This window comes from Acidovorax soli, from assembly GCF_014207955.1.
GTDB classification, from domain to species: domain Bacteria; phylum Pseudomonadota; class Gammaproteobacteria; order Burkholderiales; family Burkholderiaceae_C; genus Acidovorax; species Acidovorax soli_A.
Map to the genome: position 1 here is coordinate 873148 of NZ_JACHLK010000002.1, position 12917 is coordinate 886064.

Here is a 12917-nt window from a genome sequence, read left to right on the forward strand (position 1 = left end):
CCCCTTCACTCACTCATTTATTCATGCACCTCATGCACCGCGCCGCGCCACACCCATCTGACGTTGTACGCCTCGTCCGTCACAGGGCTGCGCCGAAAGAAATACCGCTCGGCCATGCGGTCGCATACCTGTGCCAGCGCGCTTTTCTGCTGCCGGCTGAGCCCTGCCCCATCCATCTCCACCTCGGCCGTGCCGTTGAAGGACAGTGTCTCGGCATTCTTTTCCGAGTAATGGGCGAACACCTCGTCCACGGCCGCCAGCGCATGGCGCACCAGGGTGTCGAAGGGCAACTTGTCAGTAAATTTCACCACGCACGTGAATGCTCCGCCATCACCACCATCGCCATAGCGCTTTTCGGTGATGAACGACGGTTCTTCACACGCTACCTCGGTGGCGTCGCCCGCCAGGGCATGGGGCGACAGAAAAGCATAGCCCAGCCCCGACAGCCGGCCCGCTGGGTACAGGCTGCACACCACACCCTCCTGGTATTTCCCCAACGACATCAACCAGAACCCCTGGAGCGGAATGCGCAGGCTGGCAAAGGGTTGCTGCGCCAGCAGGTTGTCATGAAGATGAAGCACCGGCTCGCGCGCAAACGCCGCATACACGCCTTCCTCTGCGGCCAGGTAGCAATCCACCTTCTGCCCGGAAAAGGCCGGCTTCATGCCATCGGCATCCAGCAGATACAGCCTGCCAGCCCACATGAACGCCCAGGAGCCACCGATTTCCGCCAGGTCGTAAAAGCCTTCGCTGTCGGCTTCGATCTCAACGCTCTGGATGACGGCCCTGGCCTTCACGTCGTACACATCGCACCGGGACCGCGAGCCGGGCAGCTGGGTCGAAACCAGGATGCGGCCGTCGATCCACTGCGTGTAGGCCGCTTCGTCCAGCGGGCAGAGCACCTGCTCACGCCCGCTGGCATCGACGGCAAAGATCTCGCAGGGGCTGTGGCGGCGGAACACAAAATCACCGCCGCAGTGCCCCAGAAACTCCAAATAGCGCCCTGCCACCTCGAATGCCAGGCGGCCATCCGCGTGCTTCACGGTATGGGTGGACACGGGATAGCGTTTGTCGTCCAGGGAATAGACCCACTCGCCGTAGACCTGGGGTGCCTTTTTTGGCACCGCCTTTTTTGTCTTGGCTTTGACGAGGGCGCCCTGGCCATCGACCCGCTCCAGATAGAACACCCCGTCGGCCTGCTCGACCAGGATGTCGCCCTGGTCATCGGCCCACACCCGCTTCAAACCCTCGCCGGCGTGGACGATGGGAATGCCCTCTTTGCCCAGCTCCCACAGGTGGCCGAACGAGAGCAGGAACACCCTGCCCCCGCAAACCACCTGAATATTCTCGGACGCCGGGCAGATGACTGCCTTTGCATGTTTTGCCATGGTATCGATTGCTTGGTTGGCTGAACAGGGTGCGCTCATGCCGCCAGGTACTTCTGCGCAGCCTTGTTGCGCTTGGTGACGGCGCGGTCCATGGCCGTTCGTCCCTGCTGGTCACGCCGATCGCGGTCCACACCGGCCTGCAGCAGCAGGGGGATGCAGTTGGTGGCCTTCCAGTACAGGGCTTCATGCAGGGCATTGCCGCCGTCGTGCATGGTGTGGTTGGGGTCTGCACCGCGTGCCAGCAGCAGGGCCACGGCATCGGTCCATTGGGCGGCGATGGCCGCAGCCAGGGCGCTGGAATGCCCGGGCGGTGCGTTGGCGGGCAGGCCCAGGTCCAGCAGTTGCTGCAGCAGCGCCAGGGGCGGCCGCAGCTTGTCGCGGCGCACCCAGTGGCGCAGCGTGGAGGCTGCGGCACCGGCCCACAGCGGGTCGTCCTGCCCGGGCACGGGCTTGCCGGCACTGCGGGCCACCAGGTCGTTCAGCATGGCGGCATCCATTTCCGGCTGCTCGGTGACCGACTCCACCAGCAGGTTCGGAAAAATCCCGGGCACCAGCACCAGGGCGTGGTCGACACCCTCGCGCCACAGCCGGTCCAGCGCCTGGTGGTTGCCATCCTTCAGGGCATGCACCAACAGGCCACGGCGCTGCTCCTCGTCGGGTGGCGCCTGCTCCAGCAGGGTATCGAGCCAGGCATGGTCATGCGCCCAGACGGCATGGGTCTGGCGCAACGCCATCTCGCCCTGCAGCGTCGATTCGGGCCAGCCGATGCGGGCGCCGTGCGCCGCCAGCAGTTCGCGCACACGCTGATGGCATCCCTGGGCCAGGGGCGAGCCGTGGATCGGGCTGCAAGCGTTGACGTCGGCTCCCGCATCCAGCAGCAGCTGCGCGGCCTGCAGGCAGCGCGCGGGTGGCTCGCTCAAGTGTGAGGACGAGCCGACCAGCACATGCAAGGCGGTAGCGCCCTGGTCATCGGTGCCGTTCACGTCGGCACCGGCGTCGAGCAAGGCCTGCACCAGCCGGCTGTCGAAGGCATAGGCCGCGCGCAGCAGCGGAAACACCGACATGGTGGCGTACTCGGGCATGCGCGTGACCAGGGCCACCGGGTCGGGGCGCGCGCCGGCCTGCAGCAGCGCGATGATGGCATCGGTGGGCAGGGGCGTGTCGTTGCGCCCGTCCTTGACGGTGAACAGGTGCACCAGCAGCGGCCAGTGACCCACCACGGTGTTGGGGTCGAGACCATGGTGGTGCACCAGGTCGAGCAAAGCCTCATGGTGGTCGCCGGCGAGCAGTTGGCGCACCTCTTCCATCGGGTCCATCTTGCGCGCGGCGGCCTCGAACTGCTTCTTGCTGACCGCCTTGTCCGGGCCGTTGAACCACAGGCTCTGGAGCTGGCCGTCGCCTGCCCCATCGTCCCACTCGCAGCCGAAGAGCTTGCCGCCTCGCTCCGCCAGGCCGGCAGGCCAGCCATCGCCCGGAAGCAGGGACCAGGGGCCGAGCACAGCCAGCTCGGCCAGCAGGCCCACGCAGCTGGCAAACTCGAAGCTCGCGCCCGAGCCTTCGGGCAGGCCGAGCAGCGCCTCCAGAGCCTGGGCCTGCGCATCCAGCGGCAAGCCCTCCGTGGCCTCGGCTTCGTCGACCCAGCGGCGGGCCTCGGCGCGCGACTGGAAGTAAAGGGTGTAGTGCAAACGGTTTTCGGACATGGCCCGATTGTGGCGAAGGCCGGGGCCGGTTCGCTGGACAAGTTGTCCACTCCCGGCGTTCATGGCCGCAGGCTGTGCCCAGGCGCGGCAAGGCAGCCCACCAACGACCGATTCCGGCCGAAGGCGAATCCGCCTCACTCCTTGCTGCGCTCGAAATGCTCCGACAGCACATGCACCAGGCGCGCGGTGGAACGCACGCCCAGCTTGTCGCGCACGGCGCGCAACTGGTGGTCCACGGTGGAGAGCGAGCGGTCTAGGTGGCGCGCGATCTCCTTGTAGGTCAGGCCGGTGGAGGCCAGGTGCGCCACCTTGAGCTCGGCCGGTGTGAGGGCCCCAAGGTCGGGTGGAACTGCAGCGCTGGTGTCCTGCATGCTGCCCGGCGCGGGCAGCAGCAAGCCCTGCTGGCGTTCGCGCTCCTGCGCCAGTTGGGCGGCGCTGCGCAGCAGCGGGCCCAGGGCTTCGCTGGCCAGGGCGGGCAGCTGGTTGCAGGCCTCGCTGTCCCAGCGCGGCGCCTGGGCATGCCAGTCCGCGCACATCAGGCCGATGGGCTCGGCCCCGTCGCGCAGCGGCAGGGCCAGCTTGGCGGCGGTGCCCATGGACAACAGGGTGCCGCGCAGGTCGGTGGTGAGGGTGCGCTCCTGCGCCACATCGGCCATGGCGGTGATGCGCGCCGGGCCCCACAGCACGCGCAGCCCGGGGTTGGCGGCGCCAAAGCGCCGGCCCAGGGCCGAGGGCAGGTGCGAGGCCTCGCGCTGGGCCTCGGCCAGCACCACATAGTCGGTGGGCCGGCCGCCGGCCTGCATGAAGCCGCCAAAGCCGCCGTCCACGCGGTCGGCATCGAGCGTGTCGCGCAGCCATTCGGTGGTGATGCGCCAGCACGCCCGGGGGTCGTCCAGGTACAGCAGCAACTGCGCAGCCAGTTCGCGGCCGGGGCGCCAGCGGATGGCGCCGGGCCCCTCGAACAGGCGCCGCCGCAGGCTGCGCTGCACCTGCAGCAGGTGATCGTCGGCGTTCATGCGGCCTTTATAGCGCGATTGCACGCTTGCACGCCACATGCAGCGGGGCCGGCATCGTCACTTCTTGACGCTGATGACCTGCCCGCGCGTCATGCCCTTGAGGCCTTCCACGCCGAACTCCACCCCCCAGCCCGATCGCTTGGTGCCGCCAAAGGGCACCATGGGGTGGATGGCGCCGTGCTGGTTGACCCACACCGTGCCGGCCTGGATGCGCGCGGCCACGGCGGCGGCCTGGGCCGCATCGGGCCCCCAGACCGAGGCGCCCAGGCCCGCGCCCAGGCGGTTGGCGCTGGCAATGGCGTCCTCCACATCGTCGTAGCGCACGATGGGCAGCACCGGGCCGAACTGCTCCTCATCCACCAGGCGCGCGCCATCGGCAAGGCCGGTGACCAGGGTCAGGGGGTAGAAGTTGCCGGGGCCGGGCTCTGGGTTGCCGCCGCAGACGATGGTGGCGCCGCCCGCGCGCGCGTCTTCCACCAGCGCCACGACCTTGTCGTACTGCATGCGGTTCTGCACCGGGCCCATGGCCATGCCGGGCTGCATGCCGTCGCCCATGGGCATGGCCAGCGCCAGGGCCTTGAGCTCGGCGACCACCGCATCGTGCAGGCTGCTGTGCACATACAGCCGCTTGGCGCAGGCGCAGGTCTGGCCCATGTTGAGGAAGGCGCCCCAGAACAGGCCCATGGCGATGGCCTTGGGGTCGGTGCCGGGCAGCACGATGGCGGGGTCGTTGCCGCCCAGCTCCAGCGTGGTGGGCGTGACGCTGCGCGCCGCCGTGGCGGCGATGCGCGCACCGGTGGCAGTGGAGCCGGTGAAGGTGATCTTGTCCACGCCCGGGTGCTCGGTGAGCGCGGCGCCCACATCGCCCGCGCCGCTCACGGTGTTGAGCACGCCCGGCGGCAGCAGGCCCCCGAGCACGCGCACCAGCTCCAGCGTGCCGATGCTGGTGTACTCGGACGGCTTGAGCACCACGGTGTTGCCCGCGCGCAGCGCCGGAATGATCTGCCAGATGGCGATCATCAGCGGCCAGTTCCACGGCGCGATGGCGGCCACCACGCCGTGGGGCTTGCGGTGCACCTCGTCGCGGCGGGTGGCGTCCTCGAACACCACCTCGACCGGCAGGTCCAGGCTGGCGGGCACCTGGGTCCAGACCTCGCAGGCCCAGACCTCGAAATGCGCGCCGGGCACCTGGCCTTCGCCCACGCCGCCCAGGGGCTTGCCCTGCTCGCGGGTGATCCATTCGGCCAGCATGCCAGCGTTGTCCTTGATGGCCTGGGCCAGCTGGCCCATGAGGGCCTTGCGCTCGGCATCGGGCCGGGTGGCCCAGGCGGGTTGCGCTGCGCGCGCGGCGGCCACGGCCTCGGCCACCTGCTCGGGCGAGGAATGCGGCACCAGGCCGATGGCCTCGCCCGTGGCGGGGTTGACTGACTCGAAGCTGCGCGCGGAGCCGACCAGGCGGCCGTTGCTGTAGTTCTGGAAGGTGTGCATGGAGGGGTGCTTTCTTTCAAAGGTCGGCATCAGGTGGCCTTGCGCAGGATCATGTCGGCAGCCTTCTCGGCGATCATGATCACGGGGGCGTTGGTGTTGCCCGAGGTGACGGCGGGCATGATGGAGGCGTCCACCACGCGCAGGCCGGCCACGCCGCGCACCTTGAGCGTGTGGTCCACCACCGACAGCGGGGTCTTGCCCATGGCGCAGGTGCCCACCTGGTGGTGGTAGGAGACGACGGCACTGCGGCAGTAGTCGGCCAGCTGGGCATCGGTGGTCTTGTCGGGGCCGGGGTAGACCTCGCGGCCGCGCCATTCGGCCAGGGCGGGCTGGTCGGCCACCTGGCGCATCATGCGGATGCACCGGACCAGGGTGGCCACGTCGTAGTCGGTGGCCAGCACGTTGGGGTCGATGTGCAGCGGGTCGTCCACGCCCGGGCCGGTCAGGCGCAGCTCGCCCCGGCTGGTGGGCGTGACGCCGGCGGCGCACAGCGTGAAGGCATTGGCCGGCCCCTCCTGCCCCGGCGCGTAGTAGCCCACGTTGAAGAACAGGGGCTGCATGTCGGGCCCGGGCAGCGAGGGCGCGGACTTGGCGAAGAGCTGCGCATGCAGCACGGTGATGCCGGGATCGGCCGGCTCGGGGATGGGCTTGCGCCCCTCGTAGATCACCGGCAGCAGGGTGTGGTCGTGCAGGTTCTTGCCCACGCCAGGCAGGTGCTGCACCACGGGGATGCCAAAGGACGACAGCTGCGCCTTGTCGCCAATGCCCGAGAGCATGAGCAGCTTGGGCGATTCGAGCGTGCCGCCGCACAGGATCACCTCCTTGCGCGCCCGCACCTGGTGCTGCTTGCCGGCCTGCTCGTAGGCCAGGCCGGTGCAGCGCTTGCCCTTGAAATCGAGCTTGCGCGCCCGGGCGTTGGTGATGACCGAGAGGTTGGCACGCTCCAGCGCCGGGCGCAAGAAGGCGACGGCCGTGCTCTGGCGCTTGCCGCCGCGCGTGTTCAGGTGGTTGAAGCCCACGCCCAGGATCTCGGCGCCGTTGTGGTCGGCATTGCGCGGGTGGCCGGCCTGCACTGCGGCATCGACCATGGCCGCGGTGGTCACGTGCGGCGTGTAGTCGGCCGTCACGTGCAGCGGCCCACCGGCGCCGTGGAAGGCATCGGCGCCGCGCGAGAAGTCCTCGGACTTCTTGAAGTACGGCAGCAGGCTCTTGTAGTCCCACCCCGGGTTGCCGGCGGCGGCCCAGCCGTCGTAGACGGAGGAATGGCCGCGCACGTAGATCATGCCGTTGAGCGAGCTGCTGCCGCCCAGCGTCTTGCCGCGCGGCCAGAACAGCGAGCGGTTGTGCGCGTGCTTTTGGGGCACGGTGTCGTAGGCCCAGTCGTAGGGGGTCTTCCACAGCTCGATCAGGCGGATGGGGGTGGAGATCTTTTCCGAATCGTCGGGCCCGCCGGCCTCGATCAGCAGCACGCGCACCTTGGGGTCGGCGCTCAGCCGGTTGGCCAGCACGCAGCCGGCAGAGCCTGCACCCACGATGATGTAGTCGAACTGGCCATCGAGGTCGGTGGCCGCATTCACGCTGGCGCCGGTGAGCAGGCCGCCCACCATCAGCGTGCCGCTGGCCACCCCGGTGGTGGCCATGAAGCGGCGGCGGGTCAGCGGCTGGCCGCCGGCGGGCGTGGCCGTGGGGCACTGGTGGGTAGTCTGGTCCATCTCGCTTGTCTCCTGTTCGTTGTTGCCCCGATCCGAGGTCTGCAACGATTCTCAAAGCAAGGGCCAGGTGGGCGCATCGCGAAGGTTCGCACCGGGAAAACCCGGTGTGGCGGCGCCAAAGACTTGGGGGCGTCGCCGCCCTCACGGTGGGACGAGACGCTATGCGCCCGGCCCTTCATGTGCGATCTGCTCCAGCCCCTCGCGGTAGCCCGTCACGCGAAAGTCGGCAAAGCGCTGCTGGAAGCGGGTGGAGTCGAACAGGTTGTCGGCCCCATAGCGCGGCAGCAACTCCTGGATCTCGCGCACCTGGCTTGAGAACAGACCCGCCAGGGACAGCATCCAGGGGCGCAGCACCTTGTAGCCGGGCCCGCGCCCCAGTGCCTGCGCGGCCAGCGCGACGAACTCACGGTAGGTCAGGCGCTCGTCGTCGCAGGGCAGGTGCCAGGTGTGGCCGAAAGCGTCCGGCGCATTGCCGATGGCGGCCAGGGCGCGGCTGGCGTCGGGCGTCCAGATGAGGGTGCGGCGTGTGTCGTCGCGCACGGGCACGCGCGGCGTGGCACCGGCCTTGAGCGGGTCGATGACCAGGGTGTTGGTCACGCTCTGGGTCTTGCCCGGGCCGTAGAACTCGGGCGCACGGGCAATGGCCACGGGCATGTCGGCGCGCGCCATGGCCTGCAGCACCGTGGTGGCCATGGCGGCACGCACCCGGCCCTTGCGGCCCACCGGGGCAAAGGGCGTGTCTTCGGTCTGCAGGCGCGCATCCTGCGGGTACATGTAGGTGTTGTCGAAGTAGGCAAAGCGCGCGCCTGCCGCGCGGGCCGCGGCCAGGGCGTTGTGCAGCATGGTGGGGAACTGCGTCTCCCACAGCTGCGTGTCGGGCGGCAGGCCGGCGGTGAAGTAGACGACGCTGCTGCCGCGCACGGCCTTTGCGGTCTGCGCGGCATCCAGCAGGTCTGCGGCCACCATCTGGTCAGCGGGGTGCACCTGGCGCGGGTTGCGGCTCACGAGGCGGATGTCCTCCGTGTGGCTGCGGCGCAGCGCGCGCGCCAGTTCGATGGCGATCTGGCCATTGGCCCCCAATATCGTCTGCATGCCGGATGTTCCTGTTGGATGGGATGGGCCAAAGGTTAACCTTGAAGTCAAGTTCAATGTCAAACTGTGGGCCTTCGTTTCGCACCCCTGCCTTTCACCCCATGAACATCGGCGAACTCGCCCAGCGCACCGGGCTGGCCACCTCGCGCATCCGCTTCTATGAACGCATCGGCCTGCTCACGGCGGTGCAGCGCCAGGCCAACGGCTACCGCAGCTATCCCCCCGATGCAGTGCTGGTACTGAACCTCATCGCCACAGCGCAAAAGGCCGGTTTCAGCCTGGACGAGCTGCGCGCCCTGCTGCCCGGCGACCTCGCACGCTGGGAGCACGGCAATCTGCTGGACACCCTGCGCACCAAGGTGCGCGATATCGAGGCCATGCAAGTGCAGTTGGCACAAGCCAAGACGCAACTGGTGGAGTTGATGGCACAGATCGAGGCCAGGCCGCAGGGCATGGACTGTGCGGCCAATGCGCGGCGCGTGCTGTCGGGCATGCAGCTGGAGGGGGCCGATGCGGGCAAGGCAGGCGAAGCCAGTACGCGGGGAGCCCGGTCGCGCCGCCGGTAGGCAAGCCTGTCCATCGCCTGCGGCTCAACTGATCAGCGCCCCCAGCAGAAACGCCACGCCCAGCAGCAGCCAGTCGTTGGCGATATGCGCCAGCGAGGCCACGGACAGGTTCCTGGTGCGCAGGTAGGCGATCCACAGCACCATGCGCGACACGCTGATGACCACCAGACTTTGCGCGATATTCCACCCGTAGGTCGGCAGGTGCAAGGCACCGAACAGCAGCGCCGACACCCCCCAGGCCCCCACGATGGCCCGGCGCCGGGGCCAGCCCAGCGGGCCCGCCAGCCAGGTGAGCAGGGCCAGGAAGGGCAGCACAGTGAGGATCTCTTCTCCAATCAGGTGCGGGATGGTGCAGGCGATGAAGACAATCTTCTCGGCCGTGCCCATGGCGGCCAGCGCCTTGACCACCGGGTTGGGCACGGCGCCGAAGAACTTGGAAACCACCAGCGCTACCGCCACGGTCACCACGATGTTGAGCAGCACCAGGCCCACGGCCAGCCGCACATCGCGCCAGCCCATGCGCCGAAACAGCTGCTGCCACTGCGGCCCCGCCACCGCGCGCAAGGCCAGCAGCGGCAGCGCAGGGAAAGCCAGCGCCGGTACCAGTGCCGCCCAGCCGCCCGACACGCGCATGGCGGCCACGGCGGGAACGTGCAGCGCGCCATAGGCTGCCATGGCCACCAGCAGCACGATGGACCACTGGCGCGCGCCCAGTGCCACGGGCTGGCCGCTGTAGAAGGGGAAGTCGGTACCCGGGGGCGGGTGCGTGGGGTCAGGTGTCATGCAGTACGGATGGGGTGGCGCCGTGAAGAGCATAGCGGCACAGGCCCGCACTTCATACAGGCCTCACAGAGCGAAACCACACTGGCGCACCGTTGGCTCCTCTCTTCACACGACACGATGCAATTCCTGAAAACCGCGCTGCGCTGGTGCGCCCTGCCCTTCGTCTTCATGGGCGCGATCCTCATCGGCGGCTGGATGTGGTGGGTCTTCCTCCAGATCCCCGTGGCGGCCTGCCCGCCGCCGTTGGCAAGCTACGCACAGGACCCTGCCAGCGTGACCTGCGGCCTGCTGCTGGGCGCGCGCCTGATGCTGGACATCGGCGGCGCGTCGATGCCGGGCCTGATGGCGGTGTTTCTCTGCGCGCTGGTGGCCCCCGCACAGAGGCCCCTCGTGGCCAGCGCCGCGGCCCTGGCGGCCAGCGCGCTGGGGCTGGTATACCTGCTGGCCACCCTGTCTCTGCGCAGCCCCATGAAGCTGCCGCTGCGGGCCGACCTGCTGGGGATCGCCGCATCGCCCTGGCTGACGGTCTGGTTGGTTGTCCACCTCAACCGGCAGACGCTGCGCAGACGAGCTCGGCCTGGTGGTGTCGGCACCGCCTGAAGGCTCCCCCCGCTCAGCCCTGCTGCACCCGGTTGCGCCCGGCCTGCTTGGCGGCATAGAGCGCAGCATCGGCGCGCGCGTACAGGCGCTCGGCACCCTCACCCTCTAGCGCGCCGCGGTCTGGCAAGGGTGCCCTCACCACATCAATCCGCCGTGGCGTCTAGCCGGTAACCGAAGCCGCGCACGGTCTTGATCAAGGCCAGTGCATGGCCCTCGTCGATCTTGCTGCGCAGGCGGCGCACGTACACGTCGATCACATTGGTCAGGGGGTCTTCATTGGTGCCCCAGACATTGGAGAGGATGCGTTCGCGGCTGTACACGCGGCCCGGTGCGCTCATGAGCAGCTCCAGAAAAGCCAGCTCGCGCGCCGTGAGCGCAATGGACTGGCCGGCCCGGGTGGCCTGCATGCGCTCCAGGTCCAGCACCAGGTCGGCCACCTGCAGGGTGCTGGCGCGCGGGCGCTGTTCGCGGCCGCGGCGCAGCAGCGCCTCGATGCGGGCCAGCAACTCCTCGAAGGCGAAGGGCTTGGTGAGGTAATCGTCGGCGCCCAGGCGCAGGCCGTTGACCTTGTCTTCGGTGTTGCTCAGCGCGCTGAGCATCAGCATGGGCATGTGGCGGCCTTCGGCGCGCAAGGTCTGGCACAGCTCCAGGCCGCTCAGGCCCGGCAGCATCAGGTCCAGAAGCAGCAGCACGCCGGGGTCGGCACCGCGCGCCAGGGCCAGGCCTTCGGGACCGGTGCGTGCCAGCTCCACGCGGTAACCCTCGGCCTTGAGGCCGCGCACCAGGAAATCGGCCACGCGCGCATCGTCCTCCACCACCAGGATGTGCTGGTTCATGCCAGTGCCCCTGAACGTGCGCCTGCGGCCTGCGGCGCCGCAGGCGCTGCGCAAGCCACCCGCGGCAGCGCGATGCGCACCACCGTGCCCTGCTGGGGCGCACTGTCGATGGTGATGCGGCCCTGGTGCGCTTGCACGATGGCCTGGGCGATGGACAGGCCGATGCCCGTGCCATCGGCCCGGTGGGCGCGCGCCCGGCGCCCGCGCACGAAGCGCTCGAACACGCGGGGCAGTTCGTCGGCGTCGATGCCAATGCCTTCGTCGCGCACCACCACCTCGATCGCGTCCGATCCATCCGCCCCGTTCTCACCCGCCGCTTGCTGCAGGCCAATGTGCACGGTGGTGCCCTGCGCCGAATAGCGCACCGCGTTGTCCAGCACGATCACCAGCGCCTGGCGCAGCCGGTCCGCGTCGGCCAGCACCACGCTGCCCCGGTCCGCCGGCTGCGCGCTCTTGCCAGAGCCACTACCTTCGGGCCCGTGCAGCAGCCGCACCTGCACACCCAGCGTGGCGCCCAGGGCGGCGCCCTGCTCTGCAGCGTCGCCCAGCAGGGCCTGCAGGTCCACCGGGGTCGGGTGCATCACGAGCTGGTCGGCCTCGGCCTTGGCGATGAGCAGCAGGTCGTGGATCACGCGGGTGAGCTGGTCCACCCCGCCCACGATGCGTGCCAGGGTCTGGCGGTATTCCTCGGCCGGCTTGTCGCCGCCGCGCAGGGCGATCTCGGCCTCGCCTCGGATGGAGGTGGCGGGGGTGCGCAGTTCGTGGCCCAGGTCGGCAAAGAGCTGGCGGCGGCGCTGGTCCAGGCGCTGCAGGGTATCGTGCGCAGCACTCAGCTCCTGGGTGCGGGCCTGCACGGCATCTTCGAGCCCGCGGCGCGCGGCATCGGCGCGGGCGCGGTGCTGCTGCAGTTCGGCCGCCATGGCGTTGAAGTGCTGGGCCACGCGGTCGAATTCGTCGTTGGAGCCGGTGGCCACGCGGTGCTCCAGCGCCCCGGCCTGCAGGGCCTGCGTGCCTTCGAGCAGCCGGTCCAGCGGGCGCTGCAGGCGCCGCTTGAGGTGCAGCGCCAGCACCACGGCCACGGCCAGGGTGATGAGGGCCATGCCGATGGCCTGGGCGCGCAGCGCATCGAGCCCGCGCTCGGTGGCGGCGCGGGCCACCGGCACGGCCGCGCGCTGGTGGGCGATGGCGCCATTGATCAGCTCGCGCAGGTCGCGCCCGCGCGCCATGTCGAACACCTGGGTGAGCTCGGCCCACAGGGCCGGAAAGTCGGCGCCCTGCTCCAGCGGCACCAGTTGCGCGAGCCGCGCCTCCACGGCCTGGATGTTGTCGCGCAGCAGCTCGGTCACGCCCACGAGCTGGGGCACCTCGGCCGGCATGCTCACGCCTTCGCGGCGCACCAGTTCGGTCCACAGCGCCAGGTCGCGCTGCACCAGGTCATCGAGGTTGGCAGCACTGGCATACATCGCGGCCACCAGGCGCTGGCGCTGCTCGGGCTGGGCATCGGTGTCCATCAGGCGCTGCATGGCCCACACGCGCAGGCGCTGCTTGTTGGCCGACAGGTCCAGCAGTTCGGACTGGATGTCGCTGGCCAGCCGGCTGTGCTGGGCGTAGTCGTTGACGCGGTTGGCGCCCCAGTACACAAAGGCGGCCTGGATGCAGACCAGGGCCACCAGGGCAGCAAAGGCCAGGGAAAGTCGTGCGCGGTACATGGAGCGAAAGGCCTGTGCGGATGGCTC

General features: G+C 69.4%; 11 protein-coding genes. 2 read left to right on the forward strand and 9 right to left on the reverse strand.

Annotation, left to right across the window (positions count from 1 at the left end):
* Positions 1–17 precede the first annotated feature (17 nt).
* The 6 genes from HNP48_RS08500 to HNP48_RS08525 all read right to left on the reverse strand — a co-directional run bounded on the left by HNP48_RS08500 (position 18) and on the right by HNP48_RS08525 (position 8396).
* Complete coding sequence (locus HNP48_RS08500) at positions 18–1388, reverse strand: hypothetical protein (RefSeq protein WP_184856437.1); 1371 nt, start codon at positions 1386–1388, stop codon at positions 18–20.
* Positions 1389–1423: 35 nt separating this feature from the next.
* Complete coding sequence (locus HNP48_RS08505; protein ID WP_184856438.1) at positions 1424–3088, reverse strand: ankyrin repeat domain-containing protein; 1665 nt, start codon at positions 3086–3088, stop codon at positions 1424–1426.
* 134 nt (positions 3089–3222) lie between these two features.
* On the reverse strand, positions 3223–4104 hold the full coding sequence (locus HNP48_RS35165) for a LuxR C-terminal-related transcriptional regulator (RefSeq protein WP_221480123.1): 882 nt from the start codon (positions 4102–4104) through the stop codon (positions 3223–3225).
* A gap of 57 nt (positions 4105–4161) precedes the next feature.
* Positions 4162–5592, reverse strand: a complete 1431-nt coding sequence (locus HNP48_RS08515; protein ID WP_184856439.1) for an aldehyde dehydrogenase family protein — start codon at positions 5590–5592, stop codon at positions 4162–4164.
* A 29-nt stretch (positions 5593–5621) separates the two neighbouring features.
* Entirely contained in the window at positions 5622–7304 is a 1683-nt protein-coding gene (locus HNP48_RS08520) for a GMC family oxidoreductase (protein WP_221480124.1), read from the reverse strand.
* A gap of 159 nt (positions 7305–7463) precedes the next feature.
* Positions 7464–8396 (reverse strand): NAD-dependent epimerase/dehydratase family protein, encoded by a 933-nt coding sequence (locus tag HNP48_RS08525; protein WP_184856440.1) that lies wholly within the window; start codon positions 8394–8396, stop codon positions 7464–7466.
* Between the two features lie 101 nt (positions 8397–8497).
* Between HNP48_RS08525 and HNP48_RS08530 the strand changes: the two genes are divergently transcribed.
* Positions 8498–8962: a MerR family transcriptional regulator gene (locus HNP48_RS08530; RefSeq protein ID WP_184856441.1), complete on the forward strand. Its 465-nt coding sequence runs from the start codon at positions 8498–8500 to the stop codon at positions 8960–8962.
* A 24-nt stretch (positions 8963–8986) separates the two neighbouring features.
* Here HNP48_RS08530 and HNP48_RS08535 read toward each other — a convergent pair whose 3' ends face one another.
* Positions 8987–9745 carry a CPBP family intramembrane glutamic endopeptidase gene (locus tag HNP48_RS08535; RefSeq protein WP_184856442.1) on the reverse strand — a complete coding sequence of 253 codons (759 nt, stop codon included), beginning with the start codon at positions 9743–9745 and terminating at the stop codon, positions 8987–8989.
* A 117-nt stretch (positions 9746–9862) separates the two neighbouring features.
* Between HNP48_RS08535 and HNP48_RS08540 the strand changes: the two genes are divergently transcribed.
* The gene (locus tag HNP48_RS08540) at positions 9863–10345 is read left to right on the forward strand and encodes a hypothetical protein (RefSeq protein WP_184856443.1); all 483 of its coding nucleotides are present in this window, start codon (positions 9863–9865) and stop codon (positions 10343–10345) included.
* 143 nt (positions 10346–10488) lie between these two features.
* On the opposite strand, the gene HNP48_RS08545 is transcribed toward HNP48_RS08540, so the two are convergent.
* A complete protein-coding gene (locus HNP48_RS08545) occupies positions 10489–11181 on the reverse strand; it encodes a response regulator transcription factor (protein WP_184856444.1) in 693 nt (230 codons plus the stop codon).
* A complete protein-coding gene (locus HNP48_RS08550; RefSeq protein WP_184856445.1) occupies positions 11178–12890 on the reverse strand; it encodes a cell wall metabolism sensor histidine kinase WalK in 1713 nt (570 codons plus the stop codon). The genes HNP48_RS08545 and HNP48_RS08550 overlap by 4 nt, the downstream gene beginning before the upstream one ends.
* Positions 12891–12917: the final 27 nt, after the last annotated feature.